Below are 21,154 nucleotides of genomic sequence, written 5' to 3' on the forward strand. Positions count from 1 at the left end.
ATCCTCCAATCAATTATGACAACTCTGCTCTATTTTTTCTAATTTTAATAGCTCTCCAAAACAAACCTTGTGACGGTGAGAAAAAGAATGCCAATGCGAACAAGAATGTTGCAACGAGAACGATTGTTGCACCTGAAGCAAGATTATATGAAAAACTAAAATATAGCCCTACTACAGATGAAAGTGCACCAATGCCTGCCGCTAAGTAAATCATGACCCATAAACGGTTTGTTAATAAATACGCTGTAGCCGCTGGTGTAATAAGCATAGCGACAACTAGAATAATTCCCACAGTTTGAAGTGAAGCAACTGTAACCATTGTAAGTAAAATCATTAAACCGTAATGAATCCATTTGTTCGGCAATCCATAACTTTGCGCCATCGTTGGATCAAAAGTGGATACGAGTAGTTCTTTATAAAACAAAATCACAAGACCAATAATGACAACTCCAATAATCAGTGTCATCCACATATCGGAAGAACGAACTGATAGAACATTCCCGAATAAAATATGATACAAATCCGAACTACTCTTCATAAAGGTAATTAAAATAATCCCTATAGCGAAAACAGATGTAAACATAATCCCTATCGCCATATCATGTTTAATTCGACTATTTTGACTTACAAATCCGATTCCAACTGCAGTAATAACACCTGTTAAAACCGCCCCTATAAAATAATTCATACCAATCATATAAGAAAGGGCTACGCCTGGAAGAACAGCATGTGAAATGGCATCTCCCATTAAAGCCATACCTCGTAAAATAATAAAACAGCCAATTACGCCGCAAATAACTCCTACCATAACGGAAGTTAATAACGCTTTCTGCAGAAAGCCGTACTGCATTAATGCATCTATAAATTCTACAATCTTCATGATGAATGTACCTCCGCTGCATTATTAAACAATATGCCATGATTTACATACGCTTTTGACATCACAGTTGGTTCTAATACTTGCCTTACTTCTCCGTAATGAATTAAGCTCTTATTCAATAATAGTAATTTATCAAAATAGGACTCTGCTTTACTTAGGTCATGATGTACAACAACAATTGTTTTTCCTTCTTTACGTAATTCTCTAAGAATTTTAATAATTGTCTCTTCGCTTGTTACATCAATTCCAACAAACGGTTCATCTAAGAAAAATATCTCTGCCTTTTGTGCTAATGCTCTCGCTAAAAAGACACGTTGTTGTTGTCCACCTGAAAGCTCACCAATTTGACGATTCTTAAATTCCTCCATACCGACTTTTTTTAGACATTCAAAAGCCCAATCTCGATGCTCTTTCTTCGGTCTTTTCATCATCCCTAAAGATGGATATGTTCCAATTAGCACCACATCTATAACTGTAATTGGGAAATCCCAATCTATATCACTCCTTTGCGGTACATATGCAACATGCTTTCTAGCACTTCGAATATCCTCTCCAAGAACTTGAACGTATCCCTTATCATTTGGGATTAAATCTAAAACAGCTTTCATTAAAGTAGATTTCCCCGCACCGTTTGGACCAATAATTCCAACGAGCTTCCCTTTTTCAATATCGAAGGAAACATTTTGAACTACTTGATTCCCTTGATAAGATACAAACAAATCTTTGACGATTATAGCCTCATCCATTTTTTATGCATTCCCCTTTCTTTTTTTCATATATATAATTATTTTGCGCTAAGGCAACTTTTAAACAAAAAAATATAACGCGAATGTAAATTCACACTAAAGTTTCCTTAAGGAAACTTTTTTATATGAGTCAAATTATATAATCTAGATGCAAATTTGTAAACTAAATTTTACTAATTTATAAATATATAATGAAAATAATTATCAATGTGGAACAAAATATATTATCTATTTTATGATTTTAAAAAAAAAGATATTACTGTGAAAAATAAGCAATATAGTATAAAAGAGTAAGAACCTACTCGTATGAGTTGACTCTTTCTCTCTTATACTATTTAATACGCTCTACAGCAAAAAATATAATTAAATTACTTCCAAACAACACCTCGCTGCTCGTATTCCATTCTATATTCAACTGCAGCTGCAATTTGGGAGCTTGCGAACCTTTCCGTAATCCAAAGTCCTAAGTCAACTCCTGAAGTAACTCCTCTTGCGGTAATCACATTCCCTTGATCCACAATTCTGTAAGGAAGAATCTCTGCTCCATATTCACTCATTTCACTCTGCGCCAAATGATGCATGGTCGCCTTTTTATCATTCAATATACCGGATGCAGCTAGTAACATACCTCCTGTACAAACTCCCGCAACAATCGTTCCTTCGTTGTGCAAATCTCTAATCATTTTAGTCAAAGTACCAATCTCAGCTTCCTTTCGCACCCCTTGCTTAGCTTTATGATTCCAGCCACCACCAGGTACAATTAACAAATCTGGGCGATTATCCATTCGTAAAAAATCATGTAGTGTAACTGTAACTCCAAACGAGGTAGTAACTTCTTGTTTTCGTTCACTTGATACGAGTTCAACTGTAAACGGAGCCCCTTCTTCTTTTGCTCTTTTCAGTACTTCAAAAGGTGCAAAGGAGACAAGCTCTCCAAAACCGTCAAACAATACAATTTGTATTTTCATTTTTTGAACACCTCATATGCTTTCTTTTTCGCATCCAAAATTAGAAGAATAAATGTTATCTACCAATTAACAATGACGACAGTCTTTCTCCCCTTCCTTTATAAACTCTCAAATGTTCTACTAATGCAATCTCATCACCTAATAGACCTATCGTCTTTTTAACGAAATTCCAATTTAAACTGCCGGATAACCATAGCAACGAAGAAAGTCTTTTATAATTATTTGAAGTTAAAATATTATTAGCTCCATACCCTTCTAAAAATGCCCTAGCAATTTTAGAACATACTACATGTGACTCTATTCCATCTGTCCTGGAATACCACTTTATTAAAAAAGCTAGTCCTTCTATACGATCTACATATCCAATCGATTCAAAATCTACAATTCCTTTTACACATTGATTGGAGTTCCATATGACATTTAAAGGATTTAAATCCGTTTGTACTATATACTCTAGATCATTCGTATGTGCGCTTTCTATATGATACTTAGCTAACTCCATATACCTCTGCAATTCCTTGCATGTACCACCTTTATTTTCTAATATTCTTATAAACTCACCATATCCATCTAAATGAGATTTCTTTTGAAAAGTCGAGCTTTGAAATGGACTAGAAATATCATGTATCTTTCTTGCTTCTTTTCCAAAAATCTCTGCCATTGTTTCTGTACAGTGAGTAACATGCTCCCCTTCAATCCAAGTAGACAATACAAACCGGTACTGTTCGCCATTCCAAGTGAGTAATGTAAAGGAATCCCCCGCCATATTCTCCCTAATCTGCATAAACGGAATTCCATGCTCTCGTAAATAATACGTAAACCGTACTTGCTCTTTCAATTGTTCATTTGATAACATCCCAAAGGCAGGATTGATTGTTCGATCGCTATTTATAAACCGTGCGGAATACCGGTCTCCATCTGCGATGATTTTATAATGCAAATCTGTATGCCAACTGTTCTTATGTAATTCTTCTTCCACTACTAATGTATGAATTTCTTTAAAGTAGTTTATTAATATGTTTTTTATTATTTGTTTCATACTATTCTCCTTACATGTAAAAACCCTCGATGATAGATTTGTAGCATACACTTCATTTACTCAAAAGAAAAATAATAACCTACATAATTAAACACATTTGTAAAACCTACATTTTCTACAACGGCCACAGAAGGCTTATTTATTTCCATGCAGTCCCAATATGGAATGATATGATTCGCCAAACATTCTTTTACAAAACTATGAGCTATTGTTTGAGCTAATTTTCTCCCTTGGTGACCTTCTATCGTTTCAATATCTATACAATGTATATTTTCAAAAACGAACCCTGAAAAACATACACTTACAATCATGTTGTTAAAAACTATACAATAGCCTATTCCCTCGTTAAAAAACTCATCAGGAGAGGACCAAAACTCTAAAATTTTTGATTGTAAAAATTCAACATTCTTCAATACATTCCCTTGATTTTCATAGAGAGCTTTACTCATTTTTATCACTGTATACCCTTGTTCAATTTTAGGTTCATGATTCCCCACATAATCTTCTTCCTTTAGCGTATACACTCTTTGATTCCAACTCTTTAAATTACGATGGTGAAATATTTTTTCGATTGTTTTATTCCACTTTGAATGATTACCGATTGCTTCAAAGCAAGTTAGTCCAACCTTTCTAGCCTCAAGTATTATTACATTATCAATAAAGCTATTCATTTCATTATTAAATTTTTCATTTTCAGCATCTCCAATAAAGAAGAAGCCATCATTATTCCCTAACCAAATGAGTCCCGAACTAGGAGAAGTCATGTTATCTACAAATATACGACCAGGATTCACTCCTGCAATTACAGCTTTTACTTCTAATTGTCCTTTTTTATTTAGTAAACTGTTACATTTATAAAAATCATCCTTGTTTAATTCAGAAATCATATGTTATCCCCCCTGAAACTGCTCTATTCTAACTTTACCACCATGACAGAATATTCTCTATTCGTTTTAATAGTTGTTTTAAACCAAAGAAGCAGATAATAAAAAAGAGCCAATCCCTATAAAATAGAAGATTGACTCTTTACTTTACTCCCCTGTTTCAGAAAATTGCTTTATACGTTCTCCAATTTCATCGCGAACACGTTGAAATTCAGACCATTCTTTTCCTGCTGGGTCATCAAATCCCCAGTGAACACGATTTACGTGCGGAGGTGTCGAAGGACAAACAGAATCTGCATGACTACAAAGGGTAACAACTAAGTCAGCGTTATTTAAAATATTTACATCAATTATATCCGAAGTTTGATTCGTTATGTCTATTTTTACTTCTTTCATCGCTTTAATCGCATTTGGATTTACTCCATGTGCTTCGATTCCTGCAGAATATACATTCCACTTATCTCCTACATATTGTTTGCCCCATGCTTCTGCCATTTGGCTTCGGCATGAATTTCCTGTGCATAAGAAATAAATTGTCTTTTTGTTTTCCATGTTGTTTTCCACCTTTGTTTTTAAATTATACTGGTTGATCATTAAAATATTTACGCTTAAACCAAAAAGCGACGTTTACAAGTGCAATCATTACAGGTACTTCAACTAACGGTCCGATAACAGCTGCAAATGCTGCGCCTGAATGAATACCAAACACACCAACTGCTACAGCAATTGCTAACTCAAAGTTATTACTACCTGCTGTAAATGCTAACGTTGTAGTCACCGGATAGTTTGCACCAATTTTTCTTCCCATAAAGAAAGAAACAAAAAACATGACAATAAAATAAATGAGTAATGGAATTGCTATTCTTACTACATCTAATGGTACGCTAACAATCATTTCCCCTTTTAAGGAGAACATAATGATGATTGTAAATAGTAGTGCCAGCAATGTAAGTGGACTAATCTTCGGTATAAATACTTTTTCATACCATTGTCTTCCTTTTAACTTAACAAGTACAAAACGTGTTAACATACCTGCTATAAAAGGAATCCCCAAATAGATAAATACGGATTTCGCTACTTCTACCATTGTAATATCGACAATAGCCCCTTCAATTCCTAACCATTCTGGAATGACTGTTACAAACACGTATGCATAAACGGAGAAGAATAACATTTGAAATACTGAGTTAAAAGCCACTAAACCTGCAGCATACTCTTTATCCCCATCTGCAAGATCGTTCCAAACGATTACCATTGCAATACAACGTGCTAAACCAATCATAATGAGTCCGACCATGTATTCTGGCTTATCTGGAAGAAAAATAATTGCTAAAACAAACATAAGTACAGGTCCAATAATCCAGTTTTGTACTAAAGATAAAACCAATACTTTTACATCTTTAAATACACGGCCCATTTCCTCGTAACGAACCTTTGCTAATGGTGGATACATCATGACAATTAAACCAACAGCAAGCGGGATAGACGTTGTTCCAACTTGTAATGTATTCAGTCCGTCTACTACACTAGGAAACACAAACCCTAAACCAATCCCAACAGCCATAGCTAGAAAAATCCATAGTGTTAAATATCGATCTAGAAAAGATAAACGTTTCATTTTATTTTCCATCTCCTATTAACAACAAGAATTTTTTTCTACTACGTTAGAAGTCGTGCAACATGATACCTCTTCTATTTTATGAACAGCACTTTGTGCTTTTGTATAAAAGAATTCCCACTCGTTCCCATCAGGATCCGTTACCCAAAACTTATCTTGAACTGCATAGCAACAAGTCGTATCCATCTCATCACGCGCAAAGAAACCTTCTTTTTCTAATCTTTCTTTATGTACTGTAATCTCTTCAGCTGTATCCACTTGGAAACCGAAATGATTTACCTGATTTCCGTTCACTTCATCTCGTACGTTCAGCGTGAAATTAAGTCCTGGCGTCTCTAATAAAAATTTTGCATAATCCACTTTTACCTTAACTGGTGACACACCAAATACCTTTTCGTAAAATTCAATAGACTTCACTAAATTCGTAACATTTATACCAACGTGAACATATCTCATAGCTTATTCCTCCTCTTTATATGTTATTAATCAAGTTTTTTTGATTAATAAATTAAAATTTTAACAGCAGCTACCTTTACCTGTTTTTCTAAAGATACAACATAATTCTTCTGATAATAAATTATTTACTTCCGCATCATTTAAATCATAATAACTCCACGTACCTTTTGTTTCTTTTACAATTAAACCTGCATCTAATAAAATCTTTAAATGATAGGACAACTTAGATTGCGTCATTTCAAAAACCTCTGTTAAATCACATACACAAGTCTGGCCTCGTTGGCAAAGTTCATACATAATCTCTAAACGCTTCTGATCCGCTAATGCTTTGAATTTTTTCTCATAGAGCTGAAAATCTTGTGCCATTTTAGTTCACTCTCCCTTCATCAATTTTTTTTGATGTTTATAGTATATACGCAGATGAGTTTTATATGCAACTTATTAATCAATTTTTTTGATTAACTTAACCTTCTCTTCCTTCACATCTTATAAAGAATACACCTTTAGCTCCTTAGTAAATCATTATATTTTAATGTGATTACATAACAGAAAAAATAGTACGTTATCCTTACTATGATTCTCACAAATAGGATAACGTACTATTTTTATACGAAATGAGAAGTATCAACTCTAACCGAAGACTCTTTGAAACACCTTCTCATTTCTCAATTGATTTAACATAAGACACTGTTATGGCACTACATTTAAATTTTCAAACGACCATATTAATACTTCTTCATCTGGTGAAGTAGTATTTATGATCAATCTTAATATCATACAGTCCAATTGTAAGGTTTTCCTCTCAAACATTATCCTTTCTTCATATCTGTAAGGAGGTCATTTTTCCATGCAATTGTATGCACATAAGAATCTTTAACTCTAAACATATCCAATGTGTACATAAGATTGTATTTATTTTTGTTCTTGAACTCTATATCCAATTTATTAAAATGACTACCGATATGAAAAGCAAGAAAATACTCATTCCAATCTGAATAGGAGTTTTGAGCAAGTTTTGCCGCTTGTATCATATAATGTTCCGCTTCTTTTTTAGATAAATAACCTAATCTTTTACCAATTCGACTTAAACAAATACACCATGCATAATCAAATGCAGCAATTCCAGCATCCGGTAACATGTGTAATGAGTAATTCACAACGTACATTTTTTCATCGCTTGCTTGTCCTGAAAGTAATAACTTCCGCTTTGCTTCTGAAAGAGGAGTTAATTGATTGTACATCGTTTGAAATTCTTGGCGTGACCCTTCTTTTAATAACCACTCAATCATTTCTTTCAATTGTGCTGGTTCGTTACAATCAAATCTTCGTAATTGCTCCTTCAAAAACTTTTTCCCAAGTATACGGTCTCTTATAAATGTAAATTCATATTTTGTAAAATAATGAATAAGAAAATAAGTACCCATACATATAGTAGACATGCTTCGTAAATATTGTTTTACCTGTTTTTTCTTTCTTGAAACGAACACCTAAGCTCCTCCTTATATTTTGATTTTCAGTCTATAAAACTTCCACGCTTCCCAAACAACCGGAAGAAGAAGGATATATTTGAAAGGTAGTCGCGTAATAATAGCAAGAATAAAAAAGAAAATATACACCCAAGTACGTCTTAAAAACATGCCACTATACATCAATATCCAACCAAATACATAGGCCATTGTAAACCCTGGTTTATTTGGTTTCTTTCCGCTTTGTGCCAAAAATGAATTGAAGTATGAAAGAAACTCAACATGGTTCATATCTATTTGTAAAGCATCCTGCACTATTTTTTCAGCTTTCTCTATTTCTCCCGCTTTTTCTAAACATTTTGTCATCATGAGCATCGCATCCATATGCTCCGGATGGACAGAAAGAAGATGTTCACAATCTTTGATAGCATCGTGAAATTTCCCAGAATTATACTGAATACGGACACGATATAATAATGCATCTGGATCATCTTTATCAATTGATTGAATATTGCTAAATGCCTGTAATGCCTTCTCTTTATTGCCTATACGTAAGTAATAAATACCTTGCATACGTAATAATTCAGGGTCCCTTTGATACATTGCCAACGCACGATCCAGTTCTTCTTTTACATCCACTAATTCATTCGCTAACAGCTTCCTTTGGATTTCTTCCCGTATATAGAAATACAACTCAAAATCTAAATTATCATTTTTTTCAAAAATATCATAACGCATTTCTTTTTCGCCGCTAATTCTTTCTAATAAAAATCGGATTGTATCTTCTCCATATTCATTTACTAAATCATCTTTTTGTTCACTGAATCGAAATACTTGATCGATTAATTCCCAAATCGAATGTGGGAAGTGATAATGATATAAGAAAAATTCAATTAACTGATCTTGTAGTGCTGCTGCATATTGAACATCCCATATCACATCTGAACGTAATATTTCTTCCCAATTTCCCTGCTCAATCCGTGCAAAGAAATCATCATAAAGCGTTTCAACACTTTCCATGAATGTATAGACTGGATGCTCAGTAACTGTAGTAGTAGCAATTTCCGCATCACTGTCAGTCCATGGGGAAAATACAAATTCCCTATCAGGTGCATTTATTTCATCTATTTGAATCGACTGCTTATCTTTCATATTTTTTGCACTTTTCACTGCCTGGTCAAACGCTTCTCTTACTCTTTGATATCCTTCTGGATCATCTTCTGGATGATGTATTTTTAGGAGTTTTGCATAAGCTTTTTTAATCACTGAAATATTGTCAGTAGGTTCAATCTCCAATGTATCCCAAATACTCATTAGCGATTTGCCCACCTTTCCATACTTTCAATATGTTCTTTTAACTTACTGGAAGCTTCTTTAATCTTTTTATCATTTTGCGTTGTGAGCACTCTCTCAAATTGTTGTAGTAATATAGAAATCTTTTTACGTTCATCACCAAGCAACTCTTCATAAAGTCTTTCGCACTTTGCAAGAAGTAGTCGATTTTCTTCTCTATCTCTCGGATGAATTTTAATATCTCTTAACTCTAAAAGTCTCTTTTCTATTTCTTCATCTGTAAGATTTCCAGCGTTTTGCTGTATGATTGTTCTTTTCTTTTCCCCAGTTGATGTACTTATTACCTCGACTTCAAGAATGCCATTAATATCGTATGTATAACGAATATCAACCGACTCATTTCCAGCAGGAGCAGGAGGAATTTTGATTTTAAGCTCACCTAGTTTCAAATTGTTTACTACCCTACGGTTTTCTCCTTGATAGACATCAATAGTTATAAATTGTTGTCTATCCTTTACTGTATATAGTCGCTCCACCTTACTTACAGGAATTGGTGTATTTCTTTCTATAATAGGGAAGAAATACCCAGACTCTGACTTACCATCTCCAAATTCTTGAACAACACTTGTTCCTAAAGAATATGGACAAACATCGGTTAAAATCACTTCTTCCAACGCCTTATTTCGTTCTTTTAAGGCAACTTGAATTGCAGCACCTAAAGCAACAGTTTCATCTGGGTTTATATTTGCATAAGGCATACGCCCAAACATTTTAGAAATAACAGATTTCACAAGAGGCATTCGAGTAGCTCCACCAATTAAAATGACAGCGTCTAAATCATTTGGGTTTAACGAAGCATCGCGAAGAGCACGTTCAATTGGATAACGAAGACGTAACAGTAGCGGCGTTACAATCTTTTCGAATTCCCCCCTATTTATACTTGTTTCATATGTTTGATTATGAATCACAACATTCATAGTTGCAGTTGACTCATTACACAAAGCAAGCTTACAGCGTTCTGCTTGTGTATAAATTAATGATAATGTTTTTGAATCAAGTGAATCTGGATTCAGTTGATGGGATTCTAGGAAAAATGTCATTAAACTTTTTGTGAAATCTTCACCACCAAGATAATTATCACCCGCAATAGATTTTACATCCATTATCCCTTCAAACAATTCCAAAATGGAAACATCAAAAGTTCCTCCACCTAAATCAAATACGAGAAATTTTGTTTCTGATTGTTCTTGGTATAAGCCATATGCAATTGCCGCAGCTGTCGGTTCACTAATGAGGCGTTCTACTGTTAATCCTGCTATTTCCACTGCACGTTTCGTTGATTTTCTCTGCGTATCATTGAAATAGGCAGGGACACTAATTACAGTACCGGTAACCTCTTCATTTAAATACGCTTCTGCGTCTTGTTTCAAAGATTTAATAATAAAAGATGATAGTTCTTCAGATGAAAAAGTATATGTACCTAACTCATATTTTTTCTCTGTTCCTATAAAACGTTTAAAAGTTGCTGCTGTTAGTTGTGGATGCGTAATAAGTCGTTCTTTCGCAATACGCCCGACTAAAATTTCACCCGTTTCATCTATACTAACTACCGATGGTGTGAGAAATTCACCTAAAACATTAGGAATAAGCTTTGCACCATCTTCCGACCATGTCGCTACTAAACTATTAGTTGTCCCTAAATCAATTCCAATTATCGCCATACTAATCCCCTCTCTTTTTACTATATTTTACTATACCATTACAAATAGGAAAAGTATGTAAGAAACTAATAATACTGAACTTTCTAAATGTAAAAAACCTATTTTAATCTAGTTAAATGAAATACTTTGTTAAGTTATAAAAAAGATACTTATTTTATAATAGAATCGTTTAAAACTGCCAGTCATTGAAATTTCATTCCCAATCCATCCTTAGGCTCTCTTCCATCTAAATACAAAAACCACACAGGAATAACCGCTACTCGCTATACGCTCATCACCCAAATTTTATTTACTAAAAAACATGTACGGTGTACTTTAGCAGCAAAGTATACGTTAGCTTCCTGAAACTGTTCCCTCCTAAACTTTATCACTTCTACAAAATTACACATACAAAAACGCTATTCTCTCCTATGATTCAACGGAAAAAAATAGCGTTTTTAAATGGTATTTTATTAGCTTGTTATTGATTTACAAGCTTCTTTAATAATTGATCATTCATTATGCATAGTTGTATTTGAAATCATACGAAATACTTTCACATAGAAAACTGCACTAACAAGGGTACAAAGTAATATAATTCCGAACACAACAATTGGAGATAGCCATGTAGAAAATACAATCATTATTGGTGCAATAAAACGCCCAATGGTAAACTGTAAATTAGATGCTGCCATATACTGTCCTCTAGAATTTTCAGGTGCATATTTACTGACAAAACTATGCACAACTGGCGAACGAATCAATTCCCCAATAGTTAATATTGCCATAAAGCCAAACAGTAACCATATATTCGTCGTTAGACCTATTAAAAACATACCGGTTCCAAATAAAACATTAGAGACAATTAAAACATTTCGGTCGCTCCAATTCTAAAGTATTTTGCAACAGGTAAAGAACATAAAACAAACAAATCCCATTTAACCCCATCATCCATCCGAAAATTTCAGTATTACTCAAAGAGAATAAATCAATATTCCACGAGAAAAGAGATTGAGTTGGTACAAATTCCTTTACATATAATGCAAGATAAAGATCGAGCTGCATGAAAGCTATCATAATGAATATTCCAGTAACTATATAAAGTGAGAAAATTTTATCACTAAAAATTTTCATATAATTATTCCATTGTTCTTTAAAGATTTTTGATATTGGATTGTTATCTCCATCATTTTTAGAAGCTTCGGGCAGCGTTTCTCTAATTATGAAATAGATTGCTATAAAATAAATAAATGTAACAATTGTACAAGTCCATAACAATTCACTTCGATAATGAAAGAAGAAAAATGAACCTAACACCGGTCCAAATACAGCACCAATATTATTTGCTGTAACAAAAGTGGCAAAGACTACCCTTCTATCCTTTTCTGGCACTATATCAGCTATCATTGCAGAACTTGCTGGACTGTATATTGCCCCGCTAATTCCAATACCAATATAGGCTAAATAATTAATCCAATGTGAATGAGATAAAGCAAAAACCGCAAACATTGCTACTTGTATGATTGTGCCTAATAGCATGACAGGTCGACGCCCTAATCGATCAGCTAAATATCCACCTAACAAATTACCTATTATGCCTACAAGAGGTATAATTGCCATTAAAATTCCGCCAATTGCTTTACCAAAAGCATCGCTATAGTATATTGCCATAAACGGAAAATACATCCAAAACAATGTATTGAACATAGTTTCGCCAATCAATCTAGTTTTTAAATTTCTGTCCCAAAATAACCATTTCAACGTAATACATCCCCTATTTTAACTTGTCAAATATTCACTGTACATTCTATAAACTGTCAGTCCAAGGGAAATATAATAACATAAATTGAATTTATTTTACAAATTAATATAGAAATATAAATATTAATTACAACACATTCTCTAGTTATTATCCTTTAATGCAATTCGAACTCACAGATCACCGTTACTATTAAACTAGACTAGACCAGATTCAAGATATCACTAAAGAAATAAATGATTCATAAATAGAAAAGAACATTGATTATTCAATGTTCTTTTCTATTATTTCTGCATATGAATTAGATTTATATTCGAAAAAGCGCCTTACCCTTGATTCCTCTGCGCCTCTCTAAACTCCTCCTTCACCTTCTCTAACAACCCTTCTTCCGTAATTAATCGATACGCTGTATTTGCTAGTGCTTTTGCGGATGTAATTAATGCTTTATCTCCAAGTTCTGAACGAGCTGCTTCTCTAAATTCATTCGTATGTGCAATTAAGTCATCTGGTCCGATTTTAATGTACGGGTGAATTGTCGGTACGACCTGACTGACGTTTCCTGCGTCTGTTGAGCCGATGCCAAATCTTTCTTTACGGTTTACGTCTTCACCTTGTAATTCTAGTTCTTCGGCTACGACGTCATTAAATGTTTTTGTTACGAGTAGTTCATCGATTTCATTTTGGAATTGATGAATTTTCACTTTCGTACCTGTTGCTAATGCTGCTCCCTCTGCGATATTTCTTACTTTCTCTGTTACTTCCGCACATCTTTTTCTCGTTGCTGCGCGGATAAAGAACCTTGCTGCGGCGTAGTCTGGGATAATATTAGGCGCTTTTCCGCCCTCAGTAATAACGCCATGAATTTTCACATCGGACGGAAGTTGTTGGCGAAGTGCATTAATACTGTTATACAGCTGAATAATCGCGTCTAATGCGTTAATTCCTTCTTCTGGTGAAGCTGCTGCATGAGCTGTTTTTCCGTAAAAGTGAAAATCAAGTGGATCGACTGCTAGTGACGGACTCGTTGTCGCTGTTTTTCCGCTCGGATGAATCATAAGTGCCGCATCAATATCTTTAAATAAACCAGCTTTTACATAACTCGCTTTCGCACTACCGTTCGGCCCTCCTTCTTCAGCCGGAGTACCAAACACGACAACTTCCCCACCAATTTCTTCAAGCGTTTCTGATAATGCGATTGCTGCCGCAACGCTAATTGTGCCAATTAAATTGTGACCACACGCATGACCGAGTCCTGGTAAAGCATCATACTCAGCTAAAAATGCGATAACTGGTCCTTGTTTTCCTGAACTTTTTCGTGCGATAAAACCTGTTTCATGTCCGGCTATATTGTGCTGCAACTGAAACCCTGCGCTCCCTAGCAATAAACTTAACGTTCTCGATGCATAAAACTCTTGGTTACCAATCTCTGGATTCGCATGAATATCGTGACTTGTTTCTATGTACTTTTCCTTATTTCTTTCAATGCTCTCTTCAATTGTTTTTCTTTGTGACGTTACTCCAGTCGCTCCCATTTTTCTTCCCCCTTATATTTTCACGTAAAAAAGCCTCTTTCTAAAAGATAGAAAGAGGCTTTTGCATATACAGTCAAAATGAGCTTCTTTCTTATCTTTCAAGTTACCTTGCTGGAATTGGCACAGTATTCATAACGAATCCGCTGCCGAGGTGTCATAGGGCCAGTCCCTCAACCTCTCGTGATAAGAATTTTCATAAAATTATATTAAATTACATTCATTCTAAGTTCATTCCGATTAAAAGTCAAGGAATTCCTATCCGAATTTACCGAATATCTAAAAATCCTTTTAATACACCAATTGTTTCTGGTGCTTGCAGTCTTGCACATACGTACGGAAATTCCGTACTACCTTCAAACGTCATTTGAGATGTGAGCGGTGCGCCTGCCCAGAAGATGTCATCATCAATTACGATAAATGGGAATGCTTTGTTTTGTCTTTGTAACTTTACATTTTTTAATGGAACTGGTCCATCACTATACACTGTTATTTGCGCATTTGTACGCATTAACGCTTGCCATACTCGCTTATCCACTTGTTTTGTACTTGGAAGTGAAATAATAATCTTTCGTTTGGCGGCTAAAATATCTTTCAATACCCCCTTCGGCTCTTCAAGATTCATTTCCATAAACCAGCGTAAACGTTTTGAAATTTTCCGCTCCCACAATTGTCTTGATGTTGTGCGATCATACACATCTCCGTGACGTTCTATATGAGCTGTTAATTGTGATAACGCTTGTTTTCTCGAAAGGTTTTTACGCATATAATGGCAATCTGATAATTGAATGAACTTCCCTCTCGCCCTTGTCACTGCTACGTTGACAAGGCGATGATTTTTATGGTCAAAGAATAACACACCAGGACGTTCTTGCGGATAACTATCCACTGTATCAAAAATCATCATATCTCTTTCAGACCCTTGAAACTTATGAACTGTTGCCGCTAAGACAGGTATGTGACGATACTTCGTTTTCTGCAACATTTCTCTCATGCACGTTGATAAAAAGCGGGATTGCGCTCTGTAAGGTGTAACAATACCAATCGATTGAACACCGTCTAACAGTCCAATTAACATCATTTGCATCGCTACTAAACCAGACATAATGTTAAAACGAGAACCAGATGCAGCATCTTTTAAAGAAAAGGCTCCCATTAAGCTCGTATCAAATAAAACACTCGCCTCATTTGCGAACGGTTGTAGTCTCGCAAGTTCTTTACGTTCTGAAACAGACGGATGATCATATACTCTATTTTTATAAATAAATGAGTTTGTAAACTTCGATATATCTACATGCATACGTCTTTGTTCCTGCAACATAAAAAGGTTCGGATGTGCTTCTGATTTATTGACAGACTCAACAATCCCAGCATGATAAAACATATCTTCCCCAAGCCATTTTCGAACGAGTTCATGATTCGCCATCGCAATCGGAGGTAACTGTAAAAAGTCACCACATACGACAATGCGTTTTCCAAGTGAAGCAGCTAACGCAATTTGCGGAACATATGCCATACTCACTTCATCTACGACAACTAAATCAAATGTACGCTCATAAATCAGTGAATCAATCGCACATTTCGATAAAGTTGCTCCGATTACTTTCGCATTTTCAATGTATTCTTTTTCTACTTCCTTAATTTTCGCTTTTTGCTTTCGAAGATCACTTTCAATCTCTTGTATACGCTTCTTATCAGCAGAAGTCGCTTTATATGATAAAATCTTTTCACGAAGATCTTGGCGTGTTTCCTCTAAATAGAGTCTTTCTTCTCCCCAAGATCCGTTCGTCGTTTCAACTAACTTCGACGCAAGTAACGTTTCATGATTTCGTATATGATCATGCTGGCTATAACCGTAACGAACAATTTCGCCAGGCGTCCATTTCTTTTTATTTTCAATTTGCTTCGTTACTTCACTCATTAATACGTCCACTGCCGCATTACTATGAGCTAATACAAGTACCGATTTTCCTTTTTGATAATGCGCCGAAATAATACGTGATAAATTGTAAGACTTCCCTGTTCCAGGCGGTCCCCACACGTACGTTGTCGGATTGTAAAATGAACGATACGCCAATTCATTTTTCGGATTTTTCATCTTCTCAATATGTTTCGGACTGCTCGTCCCGTCAACAAGACGCTTTATACGATTACGTTTTAACTTATCTTTACGTGCTTCTTTCAATCGCTCTTGCAGTTGCTCTAACAATTGCCACGGTTCACTATATAAAACAGCTTCTCGTATTTCACCTTGTATATAATCATTTAATTTCAGTTCTATTTCTAATCCATGTACAGATAATACTTCCCCTGTCGCTTCCTCACCATCAAACTCAATTCGAATTGGTGAACCTTCCGGTAAGCTTACTTCTGAAATAAGCTGAAATACATATACTGTACTTTCATAATCTGTATATAAAAAACGACCGTTCATGATAGAAATTTTACTACCACCTATCGTTTTCCAATGTTTAATTTCATACGCTAATGCATAATGCCACTCTTTCATCGTTTCCGATAATGAAGGAGTTTGAGTAGGTGTATTCATCGTATAATCTCCTTCCTTCTCCCCAAACATACTTTCTCACTATACCATATAACAAGCTAAAATTTGTAAGGTTTTTATCTTGCTTATTTTCTTAATTTTCAATAACATATTGTATATAATTTTCAGAAAGAAGGGATCTTTATGCCAATTAGAAGAATTGAACACATCGGACTTATGGTCGCAAACTTAGAAGCATCTATCTCATTTTATGAAGAAGTAGTTGGATTACAGCTCATTAAACGGATGGGGCACCCGAATCCAAACTTAAAACTCGCTTTTTTAGGTGTGGAAGAATCGAAGGAAACGATACTCGAACTCATTGAAGGCTACAACTCTTCTCTTCCGGCAGAAGGAAAAGTACATCACATTTGCTTTAAAGTGGATTCATTAGAAGATGAAATTAAAAGACTAAAGAAACATAAAGTAACCTTTTTACTAGGAGAAGAAATTGAAACATTACCAGATGGAACACGTTACATATTCTTCGCTGGTCCTGATGGAGAGTGGATTGAGTTTTTTGAGACGGAGAAATAAACCTTTATTTTGCGGGTTTAAAACAAGTATTTTATGAGGAGTAAAGAATGAACAATACAATCTATATTATTATTTTTTGGATCCTTATACTCTTTTCAATCCTGTATGTAATTAAGATAAGACACTGGAATTTAAAAGTAGTTGCCGTATTTGTTGGAAAAATTCTATTAAGTATTATCTTTTTCATAAATGGAATCGTGCTAGGAATGCAACGAAATTGAGCAGAGCCTCCCTATGAAACAGAATGGGATTTCTTTATAAAGTCTTTGCAACATGGGAAAACTGATGCACTTATAGAAGTATTTCTTCTAATTATTATCATTACTTTAGATTTAGCAATTATATTTTTTTATAGAAATAAAAAGAAATAGGATATTCTCTCCTATTTCTTTTCTTAATGTTATAAAAATCTTTCCAATAGCTCTAACTTGCACAATGCTTTCCGTTAATATAATACGCTGATTCTGTGAAAACCGTAAATACAACCTCTACTTCTGGAAGTCCAAAATCCATTACATATGTAGTAATGGCCTTGGCAAATCGATCACGAATTTCCTGTCCACGCTCGAACCATTTCACTTCAATAAGAGGAAACGCTTCTATTTCTTCTCCATTGAATACAAACGTAGAACTTGGTAATTCCAAGGTGAAATTATCCGTACCACACTCACAGATTTCTGCGAGCTCTTCTACTAATGGCTTGCTTATGCTCTTTAATTGTTCAGTAGTAATTCCACGAAACACAACATGCGGCATGTTATTCCCTCCGTTACATAGCTTTATATTTCCTCATATCATAACACAATTTATTTTGCCGCACTAACATCTATTCGTACACTTCAATGACATTCTTAAGAATGCAGAAAACATCGAAACAGTACGTCGAGTAATTGATGAAAGTAATAGTGGAACCTTACAACATAAAGAACAGTACCTCAAGATTTTGGTTCGTTGGTATGAAGGTGATTTCTCTCAATCCGTTGAGGAGCATAATTTATTATGGAAATTGGACAATAACGGCACTGGTCAAGCATACGAATTAGCGACACCGGAACAAGAAGAAGCATACATTCTAGAACAAGGAAAGTCTGAAAAATAATAACGGGGTATTATTACATTGCTATCAAACTATCAAAAAGAGATGCCCCTACAATAAAAAAACGCTATTCTTTCTGTAGCATCAATTCAAAAAAGAAGGGATTATCCCCTTCTTTTTTGAATTCTGAGTCCCTCATTATTTACTATAACCACGATTCAGTTTCGTTAACTTTTCATTGATGGCAAAAATTCTTACTCTAATATCTTTAACACCAAATGTTTGAAGTCTATTTTTGTGCATTTCCGCGTATTTTTCAGCATCTTGTTTTTCTTCAAATACATAGATGCCTCCAGCTTCTTTCGTTTCTGCATTCTCCGTCCATATTTTCCAATGGAATCCTTCTTCTTCATTAATACTTTTTGCTAAATCCCAAAATGCTTTTTCCATTTCTTCACCAAAAGGACCTTCAAACGGAAAATCAACTTGTAATACATATGCCATTTTCACTCACTCCTATGTTCAATATTTTCAATTCGAATGCATACAGTTTAACGGCTGTTTTCATAATTCAATAAAAGCTCCCAGATTGCGGTAGATATTTTTAAATATTATTTTGTTTTTTTGACTTGATTATAATAAAAGATGGACTTCGCGATTCGTTTATTAAATCTGGCATTTTCTCTATCCCTGCCAAAGTTGATTGTGGTTCGATTATTTTATCCAGCGAAAACCCGTGTTCAATTAAAGTATTTATTAATGTGGCAACTGTTCTATGGTAGATAACCACACTATCGTCAACAAACCAGTTGTGTACTCTGATTCCTTCTTCTTGATAATTATCTAATGCCCAGTGTGATTTATTACCATCCTCAGTTTTTATCCAATGGTTGCTCCCTTTGCGAGCTGTTGCTATTGGGTGTTCGGTTGAAAAGATAAATTCACCACTGCTTTTTAATAGTTCATTAATCTTTTGAATCATTGCCGAGTAATCTTCAATGTAATGTATAGAGAGGGAACTTATAATCAGATCAAACTTTTGATTGGTTAGTCCCATATCCTCCATAGGAAGACACATAAATTCTATGTTATCATCCTGATTTAACTTTTTAGCACGTTCAATCATATTTTTGGATATGTCTACACCTACTACGTTTTTTGCACCATTTTCTATACAATACTTTGAAAAATGACCATCACCGCAACCCAAGTCTAATACCGATTTTCCTTTCAAACACAGAATTAATGATTTGATTGCTGGCTGTTCTATGAAGTCATTAGCGTTTATTCCACTTTCACGCAACGCTGTGTAGTTTTTGAAGAAATTCGGATTATCGTAAACATTTTGTTTCACTTACATCACTCCTCTGATAAGTTTTTCATAGATTAAGCTGACTTCTGTTTCCAAATTATCATACTAACCATAAAAATTTTGTCATCCTTTTATTATAGTAATGTTTTTTAGGAAGATATCCCGAACTCAATACTTTCACAATCCTGCCCGTTTGCTGAATAAACTGCTGGAGATACTATACTGTATTAAGAAAATTAACCTTTATTTTAATTTTCAAAAATCTCACATGAAATTAAACTTATATAATGTTAGCTTGATGGGCATAGAGCACCGCCCACATTTTAATTATTTTATGGGCCAAGCAATTCTCAAAAAAGGATAGCATGATTTTAATTATGATTTTGATTTAAACAATGCGTTCTGAGACACTACTCTCCTTCTAAAATAGCGTAATAATATTCATCCCACCATTCATTTCCACGGGGTATACACTTCCTGAAATATCCTTCTCTTCTCATTCCAATTTTCTCCATCAATCGATATGACGGGGTATTTTGGGGCTGACATGTAGCTATAATTCTATGTAATTTCATTTCCTTAAACCCATATTTTAATGTAGCTTGTGCTGCTTCAGAAGCATATCCTTTATTGAAATATTTAGGATTGAATACCCACCCAATCTCATAAGTATGGTCACCAAAATATTTATGAAAAACAATATGACCAATCAGAATATTTTCATCTACCAGTATCACAGGAAAGTTCTCTGCATTTTCACCCATATTTCTATTTACAAAGTTTCTTGTATCTTCTTCAGTAAAAACCCCTTCAGGTATGTATTTCATAACATTGCTATCTGATGTATACTCATGGACATCTTGCCAATCTTTGAACTCAAAATTTCGTATTAATAATCTTTCTGTTCTTATAAACATTTACTTTTCTCCTCTCAAAAAATCGTTTCTTTATTTCAAATCCACATTCAACCCTTAAACTATCTTACAGATTCATCATAGAAACTACATGAATAATAATTTGATAAATATATCATATAACAAATATTAGCATTCATACATTTCGAAAATTATGTTAATTAAGGACAAAAATAGCTTTTTCTTAACTATTCTTAATTTCGTTTACTACTAACTTCATTTTACTTAAATAAAATGCTGGATCTGATTTTTTTGCAACTTCTTGTGAATGAGTAACAACAATTACGCATTTTGTTGAGTTTAAATTAAAGTCTACTTCTCCCTGATGTTTCCCCTTTTTATTAAGTATTTCAAATCTAACATGTTGTGTATATAATGCATAAAGATTATTGGATTTTGAATCAACATATACGCCCCTTTTATTTAAAAATAAGAAAACCCCATATTCAATAAAAAATACAGGGTTTTTATA

Annotated in this window: 19 protein-coding genes, 4 pseudogenes and 1 riboswitch; of the genes and pseudogenes, 3 read left to right on the forward strand and 20 right to left on the reverse strand. The window is 34.3% G+C overall.

The window, feature by feature from the left end:
- Positions 1–13: 13 nt before the first annotated feature.
- The 15 genes and pseudogenes from AC3WTI_RS06655 to AC3WTI_RS06725 all read right to left on the reverse strand — a co-directional run bounded on the left by AC3WTI_RS06655 (position 14) and on the right by AC3WTI_RS06725 (position 16,916).
- Positions 14–880, reverse strand: coding sequence for a metal ABC transporter permease (locus AC3WTI_RS06655; protein WP_048525430.1), 867 nt, complete (start codon positions 878–880; stop codon positions 14–16).
- Positions 877–1,626, reverse strand: a complete 750-nt coding sequence (locus AC3WTI_RS06660; RefSeq protein ID WP_063217969.1) for a metal ABC transporter ATP-binding protein — start codon at positions 1,624–1,626, stop codon at positions 877–879. Before AC3WTI_RS06660 ends, AC3WTI_RS06655 begins: the two co-directional genes overlap by 4 nt.
- Positions 1,627–1,994: 368 nt before the next feature.
- Positions 1,995–2,594: a DJ-1/PfpI family protein gene (locus AC3WTI_RS06665; RefSeq protein WP_097840756.1), complete on the reverse strand. Its 600-nt coding sequence runs from the start codon at positions 2,592–2,594 to the stop codon at positions 1,995–1,997.
- Positions 2,595–2,649: 55 nt separating this feature from the next.
- Positions 2,650–3,633, reverse strand: coding sequence for a phosphotransferase enzyme family protein (locus AC3WTI_RS06670; RefSeq protein ID WP_097840757.1), 984 nt, complete (start codon positions 3,631–3,633; stop codon positions 2,650–2,652).
- Positions 3,634–3,689: 56 nt separating this feature from the next.
- Positions 3,690–4,520 (reverse strand): GNAT family N-acetyltransferase, encoded by an 831-nt coding sequence (locus tag AC3WTI_RS06675; RefSeq protein ID WP_097840758.1) that lies wholly within the window; start codon positions 4,518–4,520, stop codon positions 3,690–3,692.
- 144 nt (positions 4,521–4,664) lie between these two features.
- Positions 4,665–5,069: an arsenate reductase (thioredoxin) gene (gene arsC, locus AC3WTI_RS06680; RefSeq protein ID WP_087956727.1), complete on the reverse strand. Its 405-nt coding sequence runs from the start codon at positions 5,067–5,069 to the stop codon at positions 4,665–4,667.
- Positions 5,070–5,094: 25 nt separating this feature from the next.
- Positions 5,095–6,135, reverse strand: coding sequence for an ACR3 family arsenite efflux transporter (arsB, locus tag AC3WTI_RS06685; RefSeq protein WP_087956726.1), 1,041 nt, complete (start codon positions 6,133–6,135; stop codon positions 5,095–5,097).
- Between the two features lie 18 nt (positions 6,136–6,153).
- Complete coding sequence (locus AC3WTI_RS06690) at positions 6,154–6,591, reverse strand: ArsI/CadI family heavy metal resistance metalloenzyme (RefSeq protein ID WP_097840759.1); 438 nt, start codon at positions 6,589–6,591, stop codon at positions 6,154–6,156.
- A 60-nt stretch (positions 6,592–6,651) separates the two neighbouring features.
- A complete protein-coding gene (arsR, locus tag AC3WTI_RS06695; RefSeq protein WP_000046018.1) occupies positions 6,652–6,957 on the reverse strand; it encodes an arsenical resistance operon transcriptional regulator ArsR in 306 nt (101 codons plus the stop codon).
- Positions 6,958–7,400: 443 nt separating this feature from the next.
- Positions 7,401–8,078 carry a DUF1266 domain-containing protein gene (locus tag AC3WTI_RS06700; protein ID WP_087956724.1) on the reverse strand — a complete coding sequence of 226 codons (678 nt, stop codon included), beginning with the start codon at positions 8,076–8,078 and terminating at the stop codon, positions 7,401–7,403.
- Between the two features lie 12 nt (positions 8,079–8,090).
- Positions 8,091–9,371: a J domain-containing protein gene (locus AC3WTI_RS06705; RefSeq protein ID WP_087956723.1), complete on the reverse strand. Its 1,281-nt coding sequence runs from the start codon at positions 9,369–9,371 to the stop codon at positions 8,091–8,093.
- A complete protein-coding gene (hscC, locus tag AC3WTI_RS06710) occupies positions 9,371–11,071 on the reverse strand; it encodes a molecular chaperone HscC (protein WP_087956722.1) in 1,701 nt (566 codons plus the stop codon). The genes AC3WTI_RS06705 and hscC overlap by 1 nt, the downstream gene beginning before the upstream one ends.
- A 491-nt stretch (positions 11,072–11,562) precedes the next feature.
- Positions 11,563–12,811: pseudogene (locus AC3WTI_RS06715) on the reverse strand (MDR family MFS transporter).
- 324 nt (positions 12,812–13,135) lie between these two features.
- A complete protein-coding gene (locus AC3WTI_RS06720; protein WP_097840760.1) occupies positions 13,136–14,341 on the reverse strand; it encodes a M20 family metallopeptidase in 1,206 nt (401 codons plus the stop codon).
- Between the two features lie 88 nt (positions 14,342–14,429).
- Positions 14,430–14,531, reverse strand: a riboswitch (SAM riboswitch).
- 75 nt (positions 14,532–14,606) lie between these two features.
- On the reverse strand, positions 14,607–16,916 hold the full coding sequence (locus AC3WTI_RS06725) for an AAA domain-containing protein (protein ID WP_142286550.1): 2,310 nt from the start codon (positions 16,914–16,916) through the stop codon (positions 14,607–14,609).
- A gap of 111 nt (positions 16,917–17,027) precedes the next feature.
- Here AC3WTI_RS06725 and AC3WTI_RS06730 point away from each other — a divergent pair, with 111 nt between their 5' ends.
- Positions 17,028–17,420, forward strand: coding sequence for a VOC family protein (locus tag AC3WTI_RS06730; protein WP_087956717.1), 393 nt, complete (start codon positions 17,028–17,030; stop codon positions 17,418–17,420).
- Between the two features lie 47 nt (positions 17,421–17,467).
- Positions 17,468–17,791, forward strand: a pseudogene (locus tag AC3WTI_RS06735) (hypothetical protein).
- Positions 17,792–17,843: 52 nt separating this feature from the next.
- Here the strand turns inward: AC3WTI_RS06735 and AC3WTI_RS06740 are convergent.
- Positions 17,844–18,176, reverse strand: coding sequence for a DUF1904 family protein (locus tag AC3WTI_RS06740; protein WP_001120973.1), 333 nt, complete (start codon positions 18,174–18,176; stop codon positions 17,844–17,846).
- A gap of 106 nt (positions 18,177–18,282) precedes the next feature.
- Between AC3WTI_RS06740 and AC3WTI_RS06745 the strand changes: the two are divergent.
- Positions 18,283–18,519: pseudogene (locus AC3WTI_RS06745) on the forward strand (DUF6241 domain-containing protein); the annotation flags it as partial.
- 135 nt (positions 18,520–18,654) lie between these two features.
- Here the strand turns inward: AC3WTI_RS06745 and AC3WTI_RS06750 are convergent.
- The 4 genes and pseudogenes from AC3WTI_RS06750 to AC3WTI_RS06765 all read right to left on the reverse strand — a co-directional run.
- Positions 18,655–18,960 carry a monooxygenase gene (locus AC3WTI_RS06750; RefSeq protein WP_087956715.1) on the reverse strand — a complete coding sequence of 102 codons (306 nt, stop codon included), beginning with the start codon at positions 18,958–18,960 and terminating at the stop codon, positions 18,655–18,657.
- A gap of 100 nt (positions 18,961–19,060) precedes the next feature.
- Positions 19,061–19,810, reverse strand: a complete 750-nt coding sequence (locus AC3WTI_RS06755; RefSeq protein WP_048543649.1) for a class I SAM-dependent methyltransferase — start codon at positions 19,808–19,810, stop codon at positions 19,061–19,063.
- A gap of 368 nt (positions 19,811–20,178) precedes the next feature.
- Positions 20,179–20,685, reverse strand: coding sequence for a GNAT family N-acetyltransferase (locus AC3WTI_RS06760; protein WP_087956714.1), 507 nt, complete (start codon positions 20,683–20,685; stop codon positions 20,179–20,181).
- Positions 20,686–20,866: 181 nt separating this feature from the next.
- Positions 20,867–20,974 (reverse strand): annotated as a pseudogene (locus tag AC3WTI_RS06765) (ABC transporter ATP-binding protein); the annotation flags it as partial.
- Positions 20,975–21,154: the final 180 nt, after the last annotated feature.

The organism is Bacillus sp. EB106-02-03-XG38 (genome assembly GCF_058792175.1).

Bases quoted from the DNA above. Each gene is read 5' to 3' on its own strand.
- AC3WTI_RS06655 (WP_048525430.1), bottom strand. From the start codon at position 880: ATGAAGATTGTAGAATTTATAGATGCATTAATGCAGTACGGCTTTCTG.
- AC3WTI_RS06660 (WP_063217969.1), bottom strand. From the start codon at position 1,626: ATGGATGAGGCTATAATCGTCAAAGATTTGTTTGTATCTTATCAAGGG.
- AC3WTI_RS06665 (WP_097840756.1), bottom strand. From the start codon at position 2,594: ATGAAAATACAAATTGTATTGTTTGACGGTTTTGGAGAGCTTGTCTCC.
- AC3WTI_RS06670 (WP_097840757.1), bottom strand. From the start codon at position 3,633: ATGAAACAAATAATAAAAAACATATTAATAAACTACTTTAAAGAAATT.
- AC3WTI_RS06675 (WP_097840758.1), bottom strand. From the start codon at position 4,520: ATGATTTCTGAATTAAACAAGGATGATTTTTATAAATGTAACAGTTTA.
- arsC (WP_087956727.1), bottom strand. From the start codon at position 5,069: ATGGAAAACAAAAAGACAATTTATTTCTTATGCACAGGAAATTCATGC.
- arsB (WP_087956726.1), bottom strand. From the start codon at position 6,135: ATGAAACGTTTATCTTTTCTAGATCGATATTTAACACTATGGATTTTT.
- AC3WTI_RS06690 (WP_097840759.1), bottom strand. From the start codon at position 6,591: ATGAGATATGTTCACGTTGGTATAAATGTTACGAATTTAGTGAAGTCT.
- arsR (WP_000046018.1), bottom strand. From the start codon at position 6,957: ATGGCACAAGATTTTCAGCTCTATGAGAAAAAATTCAAAGCATTAGCG.
- AC3WTI_RS06705 (WP_087956723.1), bottom strand. From the start codon at position 9,371: ATGAGTATTTGGGATACATTGGAGATTGAACCTACTGACAATATTTCA.
- hscC (WP_087956722.1), bottom strand. From the start codon at position 11,071: ATGGCGATAATTGGAATTGATTTAGGGACAACTAATAGTTTAGTAGCG.
- AC3WTI_RS06720 (WP_097840760.1), bottom strand. From the start codon at position 14,341: ATGGGAGCGACTGGAGTAACGTCACAAAGAAAAACAATTGAAGAGAGC.
- AC3WTI_RS06725 (WP_142286550.1), bottom strand. From the start codon at position 16,916: ATGTTTGGGGAGAAGGAAGGAGATTATACGATGAATACACCTACTCAA.
- AC3WTI_RS06730 (WP_087956717.1), top strand. From the start codon at position 17,028: ATGCCAATTAGAAGAATTGAACACATCGGACTTATGGTCGCAAACTTA.
- AC3WTI_RS06740 (WP_001120973.1), bottom strand. From the start codon at position 18,176: ATGCCGCATGTTGTGTTTCGTGGAATTACTACTGAACAATTAAAGAGC.
- AC3WTI_RS06750 (WP_087956715.1), bottom strand. From the start codon at position 18,960: ATGGCATATGTATTACAAGTTGATTTTCCGTTTGAAGGTCCTTTTGGT.
- AC3WTI_RS06760 (WP_087956714.1), bottom strand. From the start codon at position 20,685: ATGTTTATAAGAACAGAAAGATTATTAATACGAAATTTTGAGTTCAAA.